This is a genomic window from uncultured Maribacter sp., from assembly GCF_963975365.1.
GTDB lineage: Bacteria > Bacteroidota > Bacteroidia > Flavobacteriales > Flavobacteriaceae > Maribacter.
In genome coordinates, this window is record NZ_CAXBGF010000008.1 from 126,717 (window position 1) to 148,133 (window position 21,417).

Genomic DNA, 21,417 nt, shown 5'->3' on the forward strand with positions numbered 1-21,417 from the left:
TACATAATCGAGTTTTAGCACCTCTCTCCAATTACCTTTATCCAAAGAATTCTACAAAGGAAAACAAAAGCGCTTTTGTTCATTTAATAATCTTAAAAAGAAACAAATGGACATTATTTTAATCTTTGAACGACTTGATCGTTTGGAAAGGCTATTAACGGCCAATAAAGAGGTGCTCACCTTCGAGGAGACCTGTGACTATACCGGAATATCAAGGAGTTATCTTTACAAACTAACGGCCACGGGAAATATCCCGCATTCAAAGCCAAACGGTAAGATGATTTTCTTCGAGAAACGCAAACTCAACGATTGGCTTCTCCAGAACGGCAGAAAGTCGCATGCCGAAATCACCGACGATGCACTTAAGTACACCTTCAAAAATAGAAGGTGATGGACTCGCTAGGTAATGGCGAAAAACTTTACCATGTAAAGGACGCCAAGAAAAAAACGATCTACGACTATACAATGGAATATTTGGAGAGTAAGTACGATATTACATTTAACGAGATTTCGCACGACTTCCAGATTGCCTTCAAGGATTCCACGGAATGGCAGTATCTGAACCTGAATTCCCTGATCATCGAACTGGCGAAAGCGGGCATCGATATCCCCAATGGGAAATTGGAAACTCTTATCCGGTCGGAATGGATCCCAAAATGCAATCCCATCCGGGAATATTTTGAAAAACTCCCTAAATGGGATGGCCAGGATTATATTCTAAAATTAGCCTCTTACGTGCCAACCTATGAGAAGGAAGCCTTTGAATATCATTTCAATAAATGGCTGGTACGGACGATAAAATGTGCGCTGGAGGTACACTATTTCAACAAACAGGCCTTTGTCCTTTCCCATCAGGGACAGAACTCGGGTAAATCGACCTGGTGCCGATTCCTATGTCCCCCTGAGCTGGCAGAATATATGGCCGAGGACATCAGTAACGACAAGGATGCAAGGATACAGCTTTGCCGGAATTTCCTTTATAATCTGGACGAGCTGGCCGTACTTTCGAAAAAGGATGTGAATGCGCTAAAGTCCTTTTTCTCAAAGACCTTTATCAATGAACGATTGCCATATGATCGGAAGAACACCACCCTACCCAGAATTTGTTCTTTTGTAGGTTCTACCAATATGGCGTCATTTTTAAATGATGAAACCGGTTCCGTCAGATGGCTTTGCTTTGAGTTAAAAGGGAAAATAGATTTCGGGTATTCGAAGGAAATAGATATTAATAGGGTTTGGTCACAGGCATACTATCTCGCCTATAACGACCCTAATTTCAATCCTGAATTATCAATAAAGGATATCCAAGAGAACGAGGAGCGGAACAAGAAGTACACGAAGCTTACCACGGAAGAGGAACTGGTTTCCAAATATTTTGAAAAGTCCGACAACATCGAAGATTTCGTTACCGCCTCAGATGTACTGGTCAAACTCAGCTGCCTAAACCTTCGACTGAACCAGATAAACTTGGGACGGGCATTGTCCGGGTTCAACTTTCAAAGGATAAAGCATCCCAAACGACAAGTGTACGGCTACCTGGCGCGGCCGAACTTTATCGATACGCCCTGGGAACTGGAACTGTCGAAAAAGTGAAATTACATCTACCTGGTTACCTAAGGGAAGCGGAACGCCCCACCAGCGGGAGCTACCTTAAGGTAGGATATATAAACAACTAGTTACCTAGGTATTACCTAACCTACCTTATTGGGTAAGATGGGTAAGATCGGATTTATACCCACCTAAGCCCTGAACACGAATAAACACGGGCTTAGGTAGGATGGTAAGCAAAATAATACTAAAAGAGGCTAATGAAAGAAAAAAGAACAAATGGACTGTCGTGTGAAAGAGCCCGAGCTTTTCCCATCGAAAGGGCGCTGGCAAAACTCGGGCACTTTCCGACCAAGGCGAACGAAAAAGAAGCTTGGTTCCTGAGCCCTTTCCGCTCAGAGACCCAAGCCTCTTTCAAGGTGTCCAAGACACTCAATAGATGGTACGACCATGGGGAAGGAACCGGTGGAAATGTTATCGACCTGGTATGTAAAATAAGCCATTGCAATGTAAAGGAAGCTGTAAGAATTATCGGAGAGGATAAGAACTCTTTTTTATTTCAACAGCAGCCCAGTTTTAAAGCGCCAATGGAAGATAAAATCCTTATAAATGAAGTAAAGGAACTTTCCCATTACGCTTTGCGAGGTTATTTAGATTCTAGATTCATTTTGTTTATAACGGCCAAGAAATTTATTAGGGAGGTCCATTATAGTTTTAAGAACGAAGACTATTACGCCGTCGGTTTTAAGAACGATTCCGGGGGATGGGAACTTCGGAACAAATATTATAAGAACTGTAGTTCGCCCAAGGATATCACCCACATCAAAAATGGAAACGGAAAACTTATCGTTACCGAGGGCGTGTTCGATTTACTATCCCTTCTTAGCTGTAATGGAATTTTAGAAGAAGATTATGATTTTCTGGTGCTGAACTCAAATGCCTTGGTTTCGAAAGCAGTCGAAATAATGAAAAGTTATTTGCAAATCGACCTTTACTTGGACAACGATCCGAATGGAAGAAGAACGAACCAAAAATTAATGGCCCATTCCAATAACTGCCTTGACAAATCAAAGTTTTATGAAGGATTCAAGGACATGAACGAATGGCTCATCTATAATGCAAAAAAGGGACTTGGTCAGGAAGCGCGAGATGTGTCTTTGTTGCCACAAAGACAAACTCGCTTTACTCCCGATGGTTGCAAATAAATAAAAAAATGAAACGTACGTACATCAAATTCCGGTGCTCCATCTATGAGAAAAAACTGCTCATGAAAAGAGCGGAACGGGCAGGACTTTCCCTCTCCGAATATTGCCGTAGCTCCGCCTTCGGCAATGCCGTCATCGAACGACTAACGGATGAACAATCGGAACATTATAAAATGCTGGTGAAGTACAAGGGAAATTTTACCCGGATTGGGAACATGTTCAAGAAACACAATCCAAGACTGGCCAGCGAGGTGGAGCAATTGGCGGAGGAAATACGAACGCACCTTTATAATTTTAAAAAAACGAAGTAATGATCGGCAAAGGAACTTCCATAGCGCATACGGGTACAAGTATCGATTACGGTTGGAACCAGGAGAAGGATGCGGAAATCGTATTCAGCCAACATTTGGCCGGTAACAGTCCCCAAGAGATCACCGAGGAGTTCCGGTTGATACAGGAAGAGAACACCCGTTGTCAAAAGAATACCTTGAGCTTTATACTCAGTCCGACACAAGAGGATGGTAGGAACCTTACCAAGGACCGGTTAGGGGAACTGACCCAAAAGTTCATCAAGGAAATGCAATTGAAGGAACGGCAGGCCATCGCCTTTGTCCATAGGGACAAGGCACATACCCATGTCCATTTGTACGTAAACCGTATCGGTTTCGATGGTAATGCCTACAATGACAGTTTTATCGGGAAGCGGAGCCAACTGGCCGCAGAGAGCGTAGCCAAAGAGATGGGATTGACCACGGTGAAGGAGGTACAATTGGAAAAGGAACTGGATACTATAAAAGTGCGGCTAGAAATAAAGGACATCCATCATAAAGTAATGGAAAGCGATAGACCAAAAACATTGGACTCCTACATCAAGGCCATGCAGGAAAGGAACGTGAAAGTCATCCCGACCATCAATAAAGCGAACAAGTTACAAGGATTCCGGTTCCAATATCAAGGTCATAACTTCAAGGCCAGCGAGGTACACCGCTCCCTATCCGGTGGAAGGATCATGGCACAACTTTCCCAGAACAAAGGTATTGTAAAACCAAAAGAGGTCGGCAAATCGGTTCAGCTACTAGGGAAAACCGTGGAAATGAGCACCAATTTGGCCACAAGTATCGCCAAGAACATCATCAAGAAAACGATCAAAAGGGCCATCGATACCGGCATCGGATTTTAAAAACAAGAAATTATGGGATACAAGAAACTGGACGAGGTAATGGAACTGCTCACCGACGAGCTGGACGGGTTCAAGAGGTCTATCGATAGACTGGAACGGTTGACCCAGAATACGGACAACATCAAAGTAATGCCCGATACTTCAGAAATTGAACGATTGCTCCAAGAGCATCTGAATTCAGAGAAGGTGAATACCGAAAGGCTTCAGGAGTCGGTTCAGGATATCAGCAGTCAGATTTCAAAAGCAAGATTGGTTCCAAAGATACAGTTGTGGATTCATTACTCGATTTGGTTCATTTCCTTGGTCATCATCGGCTATTTAAGTTTCAAGGTATCTGGGTTAAATGATGTCCGAGAAAGGGCCTTTACCGAGGGAGAGCAGGAAGTAATATCCAACCTGAGAGGGTATTTTGACCAGAACCCCGCTCATTACGAATCGTACCGGAAATGGTTAACGAAAAAAGATAGTGTTCCAAACCGAAAGTAGGGCGCCCTATGGAATTTTTGCTTTACGCTTATCTGCCGGAACGCTACAAAAATCCCACAGGATCCAGGCGCAGGTAAGTTATGGTAAGGATTTGGGGTACTTTTCTTTAAAAAACTATTTTCCATTTAACATGTACCAGTCGATTTGAAACCTCAATAATAGTAGCCAAAATATCCGCTGTACTTGGCAATTCCCCATATACCAAAAACTTAAATTCATTCTGGTAGGTGTCTTTAAGTTGCTTCCACATTTCTTCAGGTTCTTTGAAAATCAATGCATCTTTAGGGTGGTGCTTTAACCAATCGTTGTTGTTCTTAAAACTTTGTACATCGTCGTGGGCCACTTTTATTAGCATATTATCAAAAGCTTCCGAAGTAAAAAATTCTTGAACCGTTTCATCTTTCAATAGCTGATGAATATCGTACACATGCCTAATTTTAGCATTCAAATCAATAATAGGGGTTTGAGTATTTGAGAATCGAACCAAACTCATTATCTTTTCACAAAGCGTTCTTCGAGAATCCAAAACTAGTGCTTCAAAAGGCAATAGGTTGTATTCCTCCGCCAATGCCTTTTGATTAGTGGCATTCATCATATCATAGATATAAGTATTCAGAATTCTCTTTGTGTGTGGTTCAAAATAGCCTAGCCATGTTGCTTCTATGATAATGGCATCTCTTACCTGCCTATAATTTCCTTTGAAAACTTTAGGGTAGTTATAAGCTATCTTTCGAATCATTCCCATTCTGTTGGTAATACCTTCCATTTCTACTTCCACAAATGGTGCTGTTATTTCCTTGGTTACTTTTTTAAGCTTAGTCTTTAATTGATTTCCTGTCTCTTTTTCTCTTCGTATTACGACTAAATCAATATCCTCGGAAAAGCGTTCGATGAATTTATAACACTTTGATAAGGCTGTGCCGCCCTTAAATATCACTTCATCTTTAATAGCACTATCAAAGATGAGTTTTAGGGCATAGCATACCCAATAGTCCTTTTCGATATAGATATCTAAAATACCCATCCGCTCTGCAGTTACCTGTACCGCTTGTCTAAAAAGTTGTTCGTTCTCGTGCAACTTCATTTTATATTCCAGTATTTAGAATTTGACAGCACCTTTTCAGAAACATCAAAATTATAAACCGTTATCGGGTTTAAACTATCTTGAAGGTCTCTTATTTCAGTCTCTACTTTGCAATCGATTTCCCTTAGCAATACTCCTAATAAAGCTCTGGTTGCGGGAGAATATTTAAAAGCCAATTTTATAAGTTTTATGTGTTCGCTAGTTTTCAATTCGCGCAATAATGCCATCAATCGAATACAACTTTTTTCAACTGTGGTATCCGGTATTTTCTTGATGTAACGTATGGCATCCAACAACCGCAATAGGGGAATATTTTCTTTATTAATGGTATTCTTTTGTTTGATGAACGAAATTCTAAAACGGCCTCTTTTAAAAGAAGGCCTTATCTCCCGTTTGCCTATCTGTATCGTGCTACTTACTTGTGTGGTAAGTCCCAGAGAATTATAAACGCTATACCCTGTAATATACCCTACAAGTTTACCGTCTTCCTCCAACAAGTCTTTTACAATTTGGTGTTGATCTGGTAACAAAGTACCAAATACAGTTTCTTGCGGTTTGAAATATTTACCTTTTGATAGTTTATTTATCTTACCGGAAGTAGCCATTCTATTCAGATGCTTAATGATGGCTTCCCTCCTAGTCACCTCATTCATAAAATCCATATAGGTAAACACATATCCTTTAGGCAATTTATTAATCTTATCTTCAATGTATTCAGAGGTTTTCATTAGAAACTCATTTATACAAAGGTATTTAAAATGTCCAGTTTATTTGTTAAAAAACTGGACATATTTTAATAAGTGCTGATAACTTTAGTTGCATTGTTTCATTGGTTATTGCTTCCTTGCGGGAAGCAAAGTCTCCCGCAAGGAACAATAACCATAGTGCTGTCCTATTTATTCTCAATGAGACCTATTCAATTATTCACCTTCTGATAAGAAGTCCCAACGGCAACAAGTCAAGTTTTTTGCGCAAAAAACTTGACATTTTAGATGACATTCTTAATCTTATTTGAAGGCTATCCCATTATCGTAGTTGAGTACTCCGATAAAGTCAGCTTATGGGCAACAGCTTATTTGACGATTATTTGATGCAAATAATAAAAAGAGCTTTCGTCTTACAATTATCTTGCCTACGAGCAGTTATCGATATAACCACCCAAATTACAGCCACTAATTTATTGCTATTTTTACTTAGAGTGGGAAGTAATCAAAAATAGCATTGGAATTGAAAAATAAAGAAAATATTCAATTTTTTAAGTCCCTATTCAGAGGAAGGGATGATGTTTTTGCCATTCGATGGGAGAAAGGAAACAAAAGTGGCTATATGCCCGCCTACTTTTACGACCCTTACCAATATAGGCTACATAAAATCAATGGGGGAACATTTAAGGATTTTACCGAAAAATCTTTTTTGCCTTTAAACGATAATCAAGTTTTCAAACATTTAGAAGGCGAACAACAAATAGGCATTTACCCAATGCTCAAAGACAATACCTCTTGGTTTATCGCTGCGGATTTTGATAAGGAAAACTGGCAACAGGAATGCAAGGATTTTATCTCAGTTTGTGAGTCCAAAAATATACCGACATATTTGGAGCGTTCCCGTTCCGGAAACGGTGGGCACGTTTGGATATTTTTTGATTCACCCTACCCTGCAGTCAAAAGCAGGGCCATCTTTAAAAAACTACTTGAAGAAAGTGGAACATTTTCAATGTTCGATAAAACTTCAAGTTTTGACAGGTTGTTCCCCAATCAGGATTTCCTTTCAGGAAAGGGTCTGGGCAACCTTATAGCCTTACCCCTACATTATCCAAATGTTGAAAAGGGCAATAGCTGCTTTATCGACCCCAAATCATTCGTTCTCTATGAAAACCAATGGGATTTCTTAAAGCAAATCAAAAGGATAAAAACTGCCGAACTTGATGTATTGTACCGTACAATTGTTAAAAACGATGCGGACGAATTGGAAAACTCTTTTTCCGGGGATACACTTGTCATCCGTTTGGATAACGAAATTCGAATCAATAAGACCGGGTTGACCACGCCGTTGGTTAATTTCATAAAGGATACATTTAACGTGGCCAATCCCGACTATTTCATAAAGAAAAAGATAGGGAGAACAACGTGGAGTACCAATAGATATTTCAATCTTGTTTCCGAATCTAAAAATGAAGTTCTTCTACCGAGAGGGACTATAGGACAATTACTGCGATTTTGTAACAAACAAAAAATCGATTTTGAATTTCAGGACAAAAGAAAAAAATCGAAAGACGTACCGTTTACATTTGGTACTGAATTACTGGAACACCAGAAAACCGTACTATCTGCTATCTCTAAAAAAGATTTTGGCGTAATTACGGCACCTCCCGGATCTGGCAAAACAATAATCGGACTAAAAATAATTGCTGACAAATGCCAAACCGCATTGATAGTTGTTCACAGAAAACAGCTTATGGACCAATGGATGGAGAGTGTTGAAGCTTTTCTAAAAATACCTAAAACCCAAATTGGTAAAATAGGTCAGGGTAAAGCAAAAATAGGAAAGCAAGTTACAATAGCAATGATCCAAAGTCTGGGCAAAAAAATAGATAATCCTGAAATTTCAAAAATATTCAAGACCGTTATCATTGACGAGTGTCATCACATTCCCGCCCAATCCTATGCGGCTACCGTTTCCAGACTTTTCCCATATTACCAGTACGGCCTAACAGCGACCCCTTTCAGAAAAAATAGTGACGGCAAACTTATTTTTGCCCATTTGGGAGAATTGATAGCCGACATCAAACCGCAGGATATAGAAACTTTCAAAAAAGCAAGGGTTATCATCAGGAATACAAATCTGGATGTTCCCTTTAATTCAAAAACAGACACGTTCGAAACCTTGTCTAAAGTTCTGGTACATGATTCGGCTCGTAATAAAAACATCGTCAGCGATATAATTTCAGAGGTGAATACTGGTAAACGAGTCGTCGTAATTACCGAAAGGAAAGAACATATTACCAACCTATATCAGTTTTTAAAACAACAATTTGAGGTTGTCTCATTAAGCGGGGATGATTCAGAAAGCGATAGGAGTTCAAAATGGAAAGTCCTCAACGAGGGAAACTATCAGATCCTTATTACCACGGGACAATTCTTTGGAGAAGGCACTGATCTGAAAAACGCGACTTGTCTGTTTTTGGTCTACCCCTTTTCTTTCAAAGGAAAACTGATTCAATATATAGGAAGGGTACAGCGTTCCGAAATAGCCCCGTTGATCTACGATTACAGGGATTATAAGATTGAATACCTCAATCGGCTTTTTCTCAAAAGAAATACCTACTACCGAAACCTGGATAGACAGGCTACCTTATTTGACGATATCCCCACCGCTATTCCCAAGACACAAGCAAGTAATTCAATGACGGCAACTATAAAAGTACCTATAGAGCAGCTCGATTTTCGTTTCGGTACAATTGCATTTACCCACAAAAGTTCCAATTTACAAAAAGAACTAGAATTCGAAATTGAGAATGATTATATACGCCCGGAGTTTGAGGTGCTTAAGCCGTATTTTGCTAAAATAATGGATTCTAAAACCGTAGAAATAACAGTTTCCTCTGAATTTGAAAATAATGTTTTGGTTGCACAATTGGCAATTTCCAGAGACTTGGAAAGGATAAACCGTGAAGTCTTGGAAGGTGTACGATTCAGACTCGTAAAGAAAAGTTTTTTTGGCAAAAAATCAAACCCAGAAAAGGAATTCGATATTGCACAGCATGAAGAAAGAATTCAAGCACTTTGCCCATCGGAACAAGAATTGTTGGAGGAAATACTTTCCAAGAGAAGTGTAAAACATTTTCGCCAGCTACGCTATCTGGCCGACAATCATGCGCACGCGATTTTAAAACTTCGATTTGTGCTTCATCCTTTTTCCTTTGTTTTCTTGCTATTGGGCAATCACCAATTCCATATAATTTTGGAAACTTTGGATACTGAAGAAGCGACCTACATTTGGCATTTCGAGAAAAATAGCTCGACCTTAAAGGAACATCTAGCTTCTGTAGATTCGTCATTGAATATGATTAGAAATCAGGGTAGGCAGTTTTATTTGGAATCCCGACCCGTGAGCTTTAGCCGAATTATCCACAATTATTCTGATGATAGAAAGGGTTTTATTCAATGGAGGGATTCCTTAGAAGAAAAACTTTACTAAAGCCTATTTGGACAAATTGTATATTTTAGCCAGATGATTTCTAAATTTAACTTAATAACTCACAAACAATACGTCAAAGCAAGCCTTCGTTTAGAAGAAATAATAGATATTGTCGATAACAATACACCAATGGATGATTCCTTGGCAAAAGAGCTCATAAAGATTAGCGACATCATCGAACAATACGAAGAAATCCATTTCCCCATCGGTTTACCTACATTACAAGAAATGATTGAACTACGAATGTTTGAAATGGGTCTTAAAAAAAAAGATTTAGCTGTACTTCTTAATACTAGCACATTTAGGATAAGCGACTATTTGATGGGTAAAGGAGATATTACTTTGAAGGTGGTCAAGGCTATACATCAAAAATTGAATATTGATAGTGATATTATTTTGCAATAATTAAGGTTATGGAGAATAGAAAAGCTACAAATACCGAAACAGAGTCACTTCAAAAACTAAGGGAAGAAATTGAAAAAGGCTGGAAAAGCGGCATTAGTAATAGGTCCATAAAAGATATTATAGCAACTAAGCAATATCCCAGAAACAAGGATAAATAATCAATGGAAGAAAAATTTAAAAACTGGTTGAAACTGAGAAAGGAGAGTAAAGATGAATTTGGAGATGTGTTGTGTTATTGTGGCCATACCGACAAGTGCGACTGTGGGGACCCTACTATTGACCTTTTTAATGATTCTATTGAAAGAGGAGTTTTAGATGTGAACGACGCAAAAAATGGTTGGAAGACTGTAGATTTCTATCAAGGTCAAGAGATACAAAACTCGTTGAAAGTCTTAAAAAGAAGGACTAACTTTGAACAAATTTGCACCTCGTTTTTGGCGTTTGTCTCTTCTTTGTGTCTCAAACCATCAAAACCCCTGTAAACTATGAAGCCGTTACTTACTGTATCGGAAAATAAATAAGTATTTCATTTGGTCTTAAATGGTTTCATTTGGTTTCATATGTCTGTAAATCAATAAGTTGTTTAAAAGTATTTTTATTTTATCTTTCTCATAATCTCCTATTTTCATACATTTATTTCACCTAATTTTCACCTCGGATGATATTTTAGTCCTTGAGGTGAAAAAATTTCACCTTAGTTATGAAAATAAGTCTCAAGAGTAAAAAGATTAAAAACGGAAAACTTAGTCTCTTTTTAGAATTCTACAAGGGACATTACATTGACAAAAACGGTATAAATAAATATGACCGTGATTTTGAATATTTGAAGCTCTATCCCTTACAAGATCCGAGCACGTCAGATGAAAAAAGAAAAAACAAAGAAACCTATGAACTAGCCGAAAAAATCCTTTCTATTCGAAAAGCAGAATTCTACCAAGGAAAATTCAAATTGAGAAATGATAAAAAGGGTAAGATTACTTTTATGGATTATTACAAAAGGCTAAAAGAGGAACGTTTTGAAGCCAAGGCCAATTATGGAAATTGGGATGCCGCTCAAAAACACATTGAAAAATATTGCCCACCTCACAAACAGTTGAAAGATATTGATATCGAATTCGTAAAGGGTTTTAAGACATATTTAAACAATAAGGCAAAAACAAAAAGTGACACTCCCTTATCCCAAAATTCTAAATATACCTATTTCAATAAATTTAAAGCAGCTCTAAGGGAAGCCTATACCGAAAACTTTTTAGGAGAAAATGTACTACGATCAGTTAAAGGTTTTGAGCAAGGCGAATCTACGCGAGAGTACCTTACCTATTCCGAACTACAGGCATTGACAAAAGCAGAGTGTAAGTACCCTATGTTAAAGAACGCTTTTATTTTCAGTTGCCTCACAGGTTTGCGATGGAGCGATATTGATAAATTAAGATGGTCGGAGGTTCGAGATGAAGATACAGGTTCACGAGTTATATTTAGGCAAAAGAAAACTGACGGACTTGAATATCTTTATGTTTCTGAGCAGTCGCGAAAACTTTTAGGCAAAAGAACTAATGAAAGCGACCGGGTTTTCAGAGGACTTAAATATGGAGCAGTCTATAATACCGAAATTCTAAGATGGTGCATGAAAGCTGGAATTACCAAACATATCACTTTCCATAGTGCAAGACATACGAATGCTGTACTGCTGTTAGAAAATGGGGCTGATATTTATACGGTGTCAAAACGATTAGGACATCGCGAAATCCGCACAACCGAAATCTATACCAAGATTATCGATGAAAAAATGAAGGAAGCGGCTAATCTAATTCCTGAATTGAATCTGGAAATTTATTAGAACTGTTCGAAGACTTTTCTACTACCGTCAAATGTCCCATAAAAGATTAATTAACGAGAATACTAAAAAAGACCAGAAATGGGACACTTGGGAAGATGAATTTTCGCTTTACTGAAACCCTCCTGTAAAAAGGCCCTTTTATAGGACAGTTGTAATTCTAAAAATTGATTTAATTTTATTCATATATTTTTATCAGGTCATTAAATGCAAATTACTCCGTCTCCATTTTTATCCAATCACATCAAGCACTATCTTGTTTTGGATATAGAATCTGATATACAGAAAAACTTTAGGCACTTCTCAAATGGTCATAACGGAATTGTTTTCGCAATTAAAAAAACAAACTTCAAGGTTTCAAGTACTAATTCCACATTACCTAATAATTATGTTTTTGGGCAAATTTTAAAGAATCAAGATTTTATAATCGAAGGTGCATTGTGCATTATTATTGTGTTGTTCCAACCATTTGGTCTCTACAGATTTACTGGGATACCCTCAAATGAACTCCAGGGCAAAATAGTGGATGCAAGTTTAATTTTCGACAATGAAGTATTTGAATTGAATGAAAGGCTAAGAAGTGAATGCACTATAAATGCTATTGTAGAAAATTTGAATTCGTTTTTTTTGAATAGATTAAATAAAAACGAGGACTCTTTAGCGCCTTTCCTTAAAAATACCGTCCAACATGTGCTAATTAAAAAAGGTATGGTGTCAGTAAAGCAACTTAGCCTGTACGCTTGCACAAGCGAAAGAAACTTACAAAGAACTTTTGCTGGTCAAATAGGGATTTCTCCAAAAAAATTCATTCAAATTGTTAAACTCCATTCCTTCTTGGGGCTTATGGGCAGAAAATCAAGCCCCGACCTTTTAACAAGAATCAGTCTTCAGGCAGGCTTCTACGATCAAGCCCATCTAATCAGGGAATTCAAAGAACTTACGGGTCTAACACCATCAGCTTACAGGAACGCTGTACCTCTTGCCGTAAATCTCATTACACTTTAATAAATATTTTGTCGGGTTTATACAATTTTCGTGTTTGCCTACACGATATTTTTGTATACAAATTAGATTTTATATGGAGGGAATAAATATCGCTGTAGCACAGTTTCAACCAAAAGATGGAGACAAAACATATAATCTTTCCGTAATCCGTAAACTTACCGAAAGGGCTAAGACAAAAGGTGCGGACGTAATCAGTTTTCATGAGATGTCGATCACTGCTTATACCTACACAAAGGATTTAGACTTTGAAGAGGTTATGGCTTTAGCAGAGGAAGTACCCAATGGTAAGAGCACTCACGAATTAATTAGTATTTCCCAGGAATTCGATATTCCGATTTTAGCCGGTCTTGTCGAGAAGGAGAACGGTAAAATTTTCAACACCTATATCTGCGTTACTAAGGATGGCATGGTGGCAAAATATAGAAAACTTCATCCTTTTATAAACAGACATATGTCCGCAGGACAAGAATATTGTGTTTTTGAACTGTTTGGTTGGAAATGCGGAATCCTTATTTGTTACGATAACAATGTAATCGAAAACGTTAGGGCCACCAGTCTTCTAGGTGCGGAACTTATTTTTGCACCTCATGTAACCGGATGCACTCCTTCGGCAATGCCGGGCAGGGGTTATGTAGAAGATAGATTCTGGCAAAACCGACAAACGGACCCCGTTTCCTTGAGGTTGGAATTCGATGGCCCAAAAGGTAGGCGTTGGCTTATGCGTTGGCTTCCTGCCAGAGCCTATGACAATGGGGTCTACTATGCTTTTACCAACCCCATAGGCTATGATGGAGAACATCTTAAAAATGGTAATTCAATGATTATCGATCCTTATGGAGAAATTTTGTCTGAAATAAGGTCTTTTGAGGATAACATAACCATTTCAAAAATCACTAAAGAAAAAATAAAGCTATCAGGCGGCTGGAGGTACAAAAGTGCCAGAAAGCCCGAACTTTATAAGATGATAATCGGAGCAGAACATGAATCGAATACGACACCAGTCTGGATGTATAAGAAGGATTAAGTTTGTCGCCCAATGATCTTCGTTCCGTAAAAAGAACAATTTAAAGGACAGTATTCATCATAAGAATGGAAATTTTCTTCAAGACGTTTATGTTATGGACTGCGCCTAAAACAATATAATCGACCCTTTTTAGACTGAAATTTATGTGTTTAGCAATTTTAAATTGTTGATAACCCAACATTCTCCCATTTTTGATAAAAACCAAATGGTTTCATTTGAATCCATTTGAGACTAAATTTATTTTTCTATATTTTATTTGGTTAAATATGAATTGATTTGATGTAAGTATTTGTTTATCAGTTTTTTGTGAATAACTAAAAACGAAATATCAAGCTTTACCCCTTCCGTTATTTTACCTTTATCCAAGGAATTCTTCAAAAGAAAACAAAAGCGCTTTTGTTCATTTCGTAACCCTAAAAAGAAACAAATGGACAATTATTTAATCCTCGAACGACTTGATCGTTTGGAACGGCTTTTAATAGCCAATAAGGAAGTACTCACCTTTGAGGAAACCTGCGACTATACCGGAATATCGAGAAGCTATCTATACAAATTGACGGCCTCCGGAAATATACCCCATTCAAAACCCAATGGCAAGATGCTGTTCTTTGAAAAGACCAAACTCAACGCTTGGCTTCTTCAGAATGGTAGAATGTCAAGATCGGAAATCGAGAACGAGGCCCTCAACTACACCTTTAAAAATAAGCGCAGATGAAAAGGGGAGAAATATGCTGGAAAAAAGCCCGTGCCGTCTGCATCGTGAAAACGATGGCAAAGGCAGGGCACTTTCCCCGCAGGGAAACGAAGAAAGAAGCTTGGTTCCTAAGCCCGTTCCGGCCAGAGACCCAAGCCTCTTTCAAAGTATCGAAAATCAAGAACCTTTGGTTCGACCATGGGTCGGGCTTCGGTGGGAACACCCTCGATCTGGTCGTCCGGTTTTACGACTGCCGTTTGACGGATGCGCTCGACTTCCTTTCGGACATTCCGCCCTCTTTTTCTTTTCACCCGCAACCATTTGAACCACCTAAGAACGATGGCATCATTATAAAAAGTACCCGCCCTATTTGGCACTACGGGTTGAAAGCTTACCTAAACGAGCGGAACATAACGCTGGAAACCGCCAATAAATATTGTAAGGAAGTCCATTACTCCCGCAAAGGAAACCATTATTTCGGTATCGGACTACGGAACGATTCCGGTGGTTGGGAACTTCGCAATAGGTACTATAAGAATTCCTCTTCCCCAAAGGACATTACCTATTTTTCAAACGGATGTATGCAGCTAGTGGTAACGGAAGGATTGTTCGATTTTTTGACGGTCACCAACTTCCGTCACGAGAACATGTCTTTCCTGATTTTAAACTCTATTTCCTTTCTAAAAAGAGCCATGAAATTTATCGAACGGTTCAAACATATTGAACTGTATCTCGACAACGATAAGGCAGGAACAGAAGCTACAGAATGGTTAATACAAAATCATAGAGGATGTATCGATAAATCCTATTTATATAAAGATTACAAAGATATAAATGAGATGTGGAAAGGGAGAAATGGACGAAACGGAAGGTAGGCGTAAAAATGCTTCTGAGTAAGAATTCAAGATGTGTCATTGTCATGACAAATCTTGCTTTTGCTCCCGTTGGTCGCAAAAGAGTGGGAACTGTTGACCGGTTTTCGATATATGATTTATCAAAGTAACCTTCGATAGAAAAAGATAAAAAAACCTAAAGTGAAAAAGGAATTTGTACAATTTCGATGTTCCATTTATGAGAAGAAGCTGCTCAAGATCAAGGCAAGAAAGAGCGGACTTTCCATAAGCGAGTATTGTCGCCGAGCCGCTTTTGATATTAGAATTGTCGAACGGTTTTCCGATGAACAGATCGATGTGTACAAATTACTGGTTCAATATCAAGTCAACTTTAAACGTATCGGGAATATGTACCGAAAACGAAATCCCAAACTGGCCGCTGAAGTGGTCCAGTTGGCAAATGAAATACGCAAACATCTTTACAATTTCAAGAAATGATAGGCATGGGAAAATCCATATCGCATACAGGAGCTTCCATGGGTTACGGTTGGAACGAGGAGAAAGATGCCCAGGTGGTCCATCGCAAACATCTGGCAGGGGACAATCCCGAAGAGATCACACAGGAATTCAAGATCATCCAATCCCAGAACCATCTATGTAAAAAGAACACCTTGAGCTTCGTCCTTAGTCCCACGATAGAAGATGGAAAGGGATTGAAAGAAAATGAACTGAAGGAAATTACGGAAAGGTTCATCAAGGAAATGAAACTACAGGAACGCCAGGCGATCGCTTTTGTGCATCAGGATAAAAACCATCGGCATATCCATGTATACGTCAACCGCATCGGTTTTGACGGCAAGGCATACAAGGACAGCTACATCGGAAAACGAAGCCAACAGGCGGCAGAAAAAGTAGCCCAGCAAATGGGATTGACCACGGTAAGGGAAGTACAACAGGAAAAATTGAACGAAGTAAAGAATATACGCCAGGAAATAAAGCAGGTCCATGAGAAGGTTATTACCGAAATGAAGCCCAAGGATTTTGACCAGTATATCAAATACATGAAACAAAATGATGTAAAGGTCATTCCAAGCATCAGTAAATCGAATCAGTTGCGAGGTTTCAGATTTGAACACAAAGGCCAAAACCTAAAAGGAAGTGAAGTACACCGTTCCATGTCAATGGGGCGAATAGCGGAACGAATCCGGTTTGATAAAAATGTAGCCCAAAAAATTGCCAAGGAAAATACGTTAACGATGTTTGGCAAGGCGGTAGGGGTATCGCCCAACTTGGCAGTTACAATCGCTAAAAAAGCAATTACAACGGCCGTTAAGAAAACGATAGGATTAGGAATGGAAATATAGAACTATGGCAAAATTGGACGAAATAGCGGAATTGTTGACCGAAGAAATAAAGGAATTCGAAAACTCGATCAGCCGCATGGAGGAGATACAAACTTTTTTGATGAACTACAAGATCAAGCCCGACACCAAGGACATTGATTTTATCTTAAGACGATACAATGAAGATCAACGGAAAGTGATCGAAGACCAACACAAACTGATGGCGAACGTAGTCTACTACATTAAAAAGTCCATGACCATTCCGAAATGGGCGATAAAGTTGTTCGTGGGGTTATTGGTCTGCATTATTTTGGTTTTGGGCTTCTCTATTTATAAGGTTTCACGAATCTCCGATATAAAGCAGGAAGCGTATGGACAGGGAGAAGAAAATATGGTCGGGCATTTCAGGGCTTTCTTCGAGGCCAGCCCAGAGGCAGGCGAGCTTTACCAAAAATGGCGAGAACCCAAAAGCAAAAAGTAGGGTGCGCCCTATCCGGTTTTTGCTTAACGCTTATCTGCCGGAATACTACAAAAACCGGACAGGATCCACACGCAGTTAAGTTTTTGGTAAGATATGGGGCAGTAAATTACAATTTTTGAAAATAAATAACCATATGTGTAATTTCTATATTATCTTTACGTTCTAATTAATCATCAGAGCTAGTGCATGTCATTTCATTTAAAAAGCTAAGGGAGTATTTTTCGAAAGAAACCAATGCTAGAGTGGCCTTGCAAGATTGGTATAAAAAAGCAAACAAGGCAGAATGGGATAATTTCGCTGATTTGAGGAACACCTTCAATACAGCAGATAGTGTTGGCAATGGTCGATTTGTTTTTAACGTCAAGGGAAACCATTACCGCGTTGTTGCCATAGTTCGCTTTAAGTTTAAGAAAGTCCTGATTAGGTGGGTTGGCAATCACCGAGATTATGACAAAATAAAGGATATAGATAAGTTATAGGATTATGGAAAAAACAATAACACACGAGGAATATGTCAAAGCAAATCTTCGCTTGGAAGAATTGATAGATGTTGTTAATGACACTACACCAACGGAGGACCCTTTAGCTCGAGAGTTTATAGAGATTAGCGATATCATCGAACAATATGAAGAAGTCCATTTTCCAATAGGATTGCCTACCTTACATGAGATGATTGAATTACGTATGTTCGAAATGGGACTTAAGCGAAAGGATTTGGCTGCACTATTAAATACAAGCGCATCAAGAATCAGTGATTATCTAAATGGAAAGCGGGAAATTACCTTGAATGTTGCCAAAGCTTTACATCAAAAATTAAATATCGATAGTGATATTATTCTGCAATAAAAACAGGAAGTAAAGCATGATACTATCAAAAGAAAACAAAAGGGTTCACCTATTTTCCACCTCGAACGCCCCTACCCTAGTGTTTTCGGGGGAAAGAAGATACTGTATCGGTAAATAATAAAATCACACAAACTTTATGTTCAGTTTTTTTAGTAAAAAACATTTTTTAATTGACCATCTAAATGGTTTCATTGATATTCATAATCATATATTACCCGGTATAGATGATGGTGCAAAAACCGTTGATGAGTCTATCGAACTTATAAAAGGTTTCGGTGAATTTGGAGTTACTGATTTTATATGTACGCCGCATATCATGGAAAATTACTATCCCAATAATCCTACAACAATAAATAGTTCTCTGAGTTTACTAAAAAAAGGTCTTAAAATGAATACGTTAGACCATGTAAACATTGATATTGCAGCGGAGCATATGATAGATTCTGGCTTCGAGAAACTTCTTGAAGATCATAAATTTATGCCGCTTTCCAAAAGCTACCTCCTTATAGAAATGTCTTATTTACAAGCTTCGATTAATTTCAACGAGTCTGTAAAATTAATTTCAGAAAATTCGCTATTCCCTATTTTTGCCCATCCTGAAAGATATGCCTATTTACATAATCACTGGAAACAATATAAGAAACTAAAAGGCAAGGGATTACTATTTCAATTAAACATGTTGTCTTTAAGTGATTATTACGGTAAAGAAGTAAATCAAGCAGCCAATTGGTTGTTAAAGAACAATTTAATAGATTTTATCGCTAGTGATGTTCATAAAATTTCTCAGCTGAATTCTTTAAAAAAAATAAGCATCAATGAAAAAACACTGATGCTTATTAAGCCTATAATCGAAAAGACTATTTATAATTTCAAATAAGTTGGTTTAAAATTTCCACCATTTTTTACTGGTTTTACTGTAGCCATAACCGTATTTCCCTCCATAACCTAAATTATCCAAACTTACATCATTCACAACAAATGACACGCCTTTTAATTTACCTTCATCACGAAGATTCAATGGGAATTTAACAGCAGTTTCATCGGTTACACCAGCCCTAGTTACGTATATGATATGATCGGCATAAGGTGCAATTAATAGCGTATCACTAACCACCATCATTGGTGCTGTATCTACAATTACATAGTCGTAAAGTTCAGATACCTCATCTAATAAATCCTTAACCTTGGTACTCATTAATAATTCTGAGGGGTTTGGTGGAATCTTACCAGAATAAATAACATCAATGGTATTATGATGTACCAACATTGGTCTAATAATATCTTTAACCAATATTGAATCGTCTAACAAATACTCTGTAAATCCGGCATCTTTATTTCTGGTCGGAGTCTTTAATTTATCTACAGAATCACCTGAAAAGAATGAATATAATTTTGGATTTCGTATATCGGCACCAACCAATAATACCTTTTTATCGGTACTTGCCAATATCATGGACAGATTGGAGGAGACAAATGTTTTACCCTCTCCTGGTGTACTAGATGTAATATAGATTACATTATTTTTATTATTGTCGCTAGCATGTTTGGTTTTTATTAAAAAGTCCAAATTAGCCCTAATAATACGTAAGGCTTCTGCTAGTACTGAACGATCATCATTAATAATAATCTTACTATCTTTTTTTAAAAGCTTAGGCAACTCACCTAATATAGGCACATCTTTTGTATATTTCTCAAGACTATGCTTATTCTGAATTTTGGTATCTAATTGATCCTTACCATAAATTACACCAAAGGGTAATAATAATCCCAATATTAAAGCAGCCAAATAAGTAATTGCCTTCTTAGGTTTAACAGGTGTTGGGCTAGATACATATGCAGTATCAATTATGTTAGATTTTGGTGCTGCCGAAGCAAAGGCTATTTGAGATTCCTCACGCTTTTGTAGTAGATATAAGTATAAAGATTCGGTAGTCTCTTGCTTTCTGGTAATATTCCGTAATTCACGCTGATTTTGTGGTGCGGAATAGATAGTACCCTGAATTCTACCTAATTGACTTTGAAGTGTACTTACGTTCATACCCGCGTTACGCTCCAAAGAGTTTAAACTAGATTGCATGGTACTTTTAATACCATCCAATTGCTCATTCAAGTTTACGATCATAGGGTTTTGCTCATCCGCACTTTTCAACAATCGTTTACGTTCAGACACTATGGTATTATACTGCAAGGTAGCTTGGCTTAAAGCCCCACTGCCTACATCAACAACTGGCATCTCATCGTACCCTGTTTCACCACTAACATAATCTTTCAAACTGCTTACCATTTGTAATTGAACTTTGGCATTCTCTAAATTTTGACGACTACCCGTACTCACCTGCACGGCAGCACCCACTTCAAGACCGGAACCTGTCATTCCTTTTTCCGTCAATAGTTCTTGTGCATCTTTATCAACATTACTTAAGGTACCTGAAATTAACTGTATTCTATTATCAATAAAATCAGAAGTAGTATCCGCTATACGTTTCTTTTCTTCAACAGCATTTCTGTTGTATATCTCTATCAACTTATCAATAATATCCTTCGCCTTTTCAGGAATAGCACTTGTCATAGTAACATCAAGAATATTTGAATATTCAGCTGATACCGCTATTTGGATCGCTGTCTTAAGTGATCTTGCTACATCTTCTATAGGACTCATCTTTATTTGAAACCTCCTTCCTATTAAACCCTTAGGGTCCTTTACATTAGGGGTTATTATCATATCTCCAACAGGTGTTGATATACCATTACCAAAAGAGTAAATTTTTGCTGGATCACCTTCATTTTCTACGTAACCAAAAGTAGTGGCTGATGAAAATTCAATAAAAAAACCAAAATCGGCATTTTTAATAATGGAATCAGGTGCAATAAAATTTATGTTTAATGGCGGATTCTTATAAACTTCAGAATTGATAACATTCCCAAGGGCCATTATCTTTTTATTAATACCTAGTTCTTTAACAACATCGATAAAATTTGACCTAGAAGCAATAATTTCAATTTCATCTTCTACCTGCTTAGATGAACCTCCCATAATATTTAAATCCTGAAAAATTCCCATTTCAGGTCCTGCATTTTTTTCTTGTACAATTTGAATTTGTGATTTTACAGCATACTCGGGTACTGTATATCTAATATATACATAAGCAATAATTAATGCCAATAGGCCAAAGAGTACAAACCATTTCCATTGCTTTGTATAAGTAGAAATAACATTTTTAATATCCTCTTTTTTATCGGAAATATTCATAA

Annotated in this window: 24 protein-coding genes; 21 read left to right on the forward strand and 3 right to left on the reverse strand. The window is 37.9% G+C overall.

All coding sequences use genetic code 11. From position 1 onward, the window contains the following. Positions 1–106 precede the first annotated feature (106 nt). The 6 genes from AACZ49_RS11120 (at position 107) to AACZ49_RS11145 (ending at position 4,419) form a co-directional block, all read left to right on the forward strand. Entirely contained in the window at positions 107–391 is a 285-nt protein-coding gene (locus AACZ49_RS11120) for a helix-turn-helix domain-containing protein (protein ID WP_339654632.1), read from the forward strand. Continuing rightward, positions 391–1,593, forward strand: coding sequence for a VapE domain-containing protein (locus AACZ49_RS11125; protein WP_339654635.1), 1,203 nt, complete (start codon positions 391–393; stop codon positions 1,591–1,593). Before AACZ49_RS11120 ends, AACZ49_RS11125 begins: the two co-directional genes overlap by 1 nt. A 215-nt stretch (positions 1,594–1,808) precedes the next feature. Further along, positions 1,809–2,753: a toprim domain-containing protein gene (locus tag AACZ49_RS11130; RefSeq protein ID WP_339654638.1), complete on the forward strand. Its 945-nt coding sequence runs from the start codon at positions 1,809–1,811 to the stop codon at positions 2,751–2,753. An 8-nt stretch (positions 2,754–2,761) separates the two neighbouring features. After that, positions 2,762–3,064, forward strand: a complete 303-nt coding sequence (gene mbpA / locus AACZ49_RS11135) for a mobilization protein MbpA (protein ID WP_339654640.1) — start codon at positions 2,762–2,764, stop codon at positions 3,062–3,064. After that, positions 3,064–3,933 (forward strand): relaxase/mobilization nuclease domain-containing protein, encoded by an 870-nt coding sequence (locus tag AACZ49_RS11140; RefSeq protein WP_339654641.1) that lies wholly within the window; start codon positions 3,064–3,066, stop codon positions 3,931–3,933. The genes mbpA (AACZ49_RS11135) and AACZ49_RS11140 overlap by 1 nt, the downstream gene beginning before the upstream one ends. 12 nt (positions 3,934–3,945) lie before the next feature. Next, positions 3,946–4,419 (forward strand): DUF6730 family protein, encoded by a 474-nt coding sequence (locus tag AACZ49_RS11145; RefSeq protein ID WP_339654642.1) that lies wholly within the window; start codon positions 3,946–3,948, stop codon positions 4,417–4,419. 106 nt (positions 4,420–4,525) lie between these two features. On the opposite strand, the gene AACZ49_RS11150 is transcribed toward AACZ49_RS11145, so the two are convergent. Both AACZ49_RS11150 and AACZ49_RS11155 read right to left on the reverse strand, forming a co-directional pair. Continuing rightward, the gene (locus AACZ49_RS11150) at positions 4,526–5,503 is read right to left on the reverse strand and encodes a nucleotidyl transferase AbiEii/AbiGii toxin family protein (RefSeq protein ID WP_339654644.1); all 978 of its coding nucleotides are present in this window, start codon (positions 5,501–5,503) and stop codon (positions 4,526–4,528) included. Then, the gene (locus AACZ49_RS11155; RefSeq protein ID WP_339654647.1) at positions 5,500–6,231 is read right to left on the reverse strand and encodes a DUF6088 family protein; all 732 of its coding nucleotides are present in this window, start codon (positions 6,229–6,231) and stop codon (positions 5,500–5,502) included. The genes AACZ49_RS11150 and AACZ49_RS11155 overlap by 4 nt, the downstream gene beginning before the upstream one ends. A gap of 499 nt (positions 6,232–6,730) precedes the next feature. Here AACZ49_RS11155 and AACZ49_RS11160 point away from each other — a divergent pair, with 499 nt between their 5' ends. The 15 genes from AACZ49_RS11160 (at position 6,731) to AACZ49_RS11230 (ending at position 19,042) form a co-directional block, all read left to right on the forward strand. Next, on the forward strand, positions 6,731–9,700 hold the full coding sequence (locus AACZ49_RS11160; protein ID WP_339654650.1) for a DEAD/DEAH box helicase family protein: 2,970 nt from the start codon (positions 6,731–6,733) through the stop codon (positions 9,698–9,700). A gap of 33 nt (positions 9,701–9,733) precedes the next feature. Next, positions 9,734–10,105 carry a helix-turn-helix domain-containing protein gene (locus tag AACZ49_RS11165; protein WP_339654653.1) on the forward strand — a complete coding sequence of 124 codons (372 nt, stop codon included), beginning with the start codon at positions 9,734–9,736 and terminating at the stop codon, positions 10,103–10,105. An 8-nt stretch (positions 10,106–10,113) separates the two neighbouring features. Continuing rightward, complete coding sequence (locus tag AACZ49_RS11170) at positions 10,114–10,263, forward strand: hypothetical protein (RefSeq protein WP_339654656.1); 150 nt, start codon at positions 10,114–10,116, stop codon at positions 10,261–10,263. A gap of 3 nt (positions 10,264–10,266) precedes the next feature. Beyond that, a complete protein-coding gene (locus AACZ49_RS11175) occupies positions 10,267–10,587 on the forward strand; it encodes a hypothetical protein (protein ID WP_339654659.1) in 321 nt (106 codons plus the stop codon). Positions 10,588–10,805: 218 nt separating this feature from the next. Beyond that, positions 10,806–11,942: a site-specific integrase gene (locus AACZ49_RS11180; protein ID WP_339654662.1), complete on the forward strand. Its 1,137-nt coding sequence runs from the start codon at positions 10,806–10,808 to the stop codon at positions 11,940–11,942. A 204-nt stretch (positions 11,943–12,146) separates the two neighbouring features. Next, on the forward strand, positions 12,147–12,944 hold the full coding sequence (locus tag AACZ49_RS11185) for a helix-turn-helix domain-containing protein (protein ID WP_339654665.1): 798 nt from the start codon (positions 12,147–12,149) through the stop codon (positions 12,942–12,944). Positions 12,945–13,017: 73 nt separating this feature from the next. Then, positions 13,018–13,968, forward strand: a complete 951-nt coding sequence (locus AACZ49_RS11190) for a nitrilase family protein (protein WP_339654668.1) — start codon at positions 13,018–13,020, stop codon at positions 13,966–13,968. Positions 13,969–14,395: 427 nt separating this feature from the next. Then, positions 14,396–14,683, forward strand: coding sequence for a helix-turn-helix domain-containing protein (locus tag AACZ49_RS11195; RefSeq protein WP_339654671.1), 288 nt, complete (start codon positions 14,396–14,398; stop codon positions 14,681–14,683). A 236-nt stretch (positions 14,684–14,919) separates the two neighbouring features. Further along, positions 14,920–15,537, forward strand: coding sequence for a toprim domain-containing protein (locus AACZ49_RS11200; protein ID WP_339654673.1), 618 nt, complete (start codon positions 14,920–14,922; stop codon positions 15,535–15,537). A gap of 159 nt (positions 15,538–15,696) precedes the next feature. Further along, positions 15,697–15,993 (forward strand): mobilization protein MbpA, encoded by a 297-nt coding sequence (gene mbpA / locus AACZ49_RS11205; RefSeq protein WP_339654675.1) that lies wholly within the window; start codon positions 15,697–15,699, stop codon positions 15,991–15,993. A 5-nt stretch (positions 15,994–15,998) separates the two neighbouring features. Continuing rightward, positions 15,999–16,859, forward strand: a complete 861-nt coding sequence (locus tag AACZ49_RS11210; RefSeq protein ID WP_339654677.1) for a relaxase/mobilization nuclease domain-containing protein — start codon at positions 15,999–16,001, stop codon at positions 16,857–16,859. A 4-nt stretch (positions 16,860–16,863) separates the two neighbouring features. Further along, positions 16,864–17,319 carry a DUF6730 family protein gene (locus tag AACZ49_RS11215; protein WP_339654680.1) on the forward strand — a complete coding sequence of 152 codons (456 nt, stop codon included), beginning with the start codon at positions 16,864–16,866 and terminating at the stop codon, positions 17,317–17,319. Positions 17,320–17,501: 182 nt separating this feature from the next. Beyond that, a complete protein-coding gene (locus AACZ49_RS11220; protein WP_339654683.1) occupies positions 17,502–17,798 on the forward strand; it encodes a type II toxin-antitoxin system HigB family toxin in 297 nt (98 codons plus the stop codon). A 4-nt stretch (positions 17,799–17,802) separates the two neighbouring features. After that, a complete protein-coding gene (locus tag AACZ49_RS11225) occupies positions 17,803–18,165 on the forward strand; it encodes a helix-turn-helix domain-containing protein (RefSeq protein ID WP_339654686.1) in 363 nt (120 codons plus the stop codon). Between the two features lie 136 nt (positions 18,166–18,301). Beyond that, positions 18,302–19,042: a CpsB/CapC family capsule biosynthesis tyrosine phosphatase gene (locus tag AACZ49_RS11230; RefSeq protein ID WP_339654688.1), complete on the forward strand. Its 741-nt coding sequence runs from the start codon at positions 18,302–18,304 to the stop codon at positions 19,040–19,042. A gap of 6 nt (positions 19,043–19,048) precedes the next feature. On the opposite strand, the gene AACZ49_RS11235 is transcribed toward AACZ49_RS11230, so the two are convergent. Then, a complete protein-coding gene (locus AACZ49_RS11235) occupies positions 19,049–21,415 on the reverse strand; it encodes a polysaccharide biosynthesis tyrosine autokinase (protein WP_339654690.1) in 2,367 nt (788 codons plus the stop codon). Between the last annotated feature and the right edge of the window lie 2 nt (positions 21,416–21,417).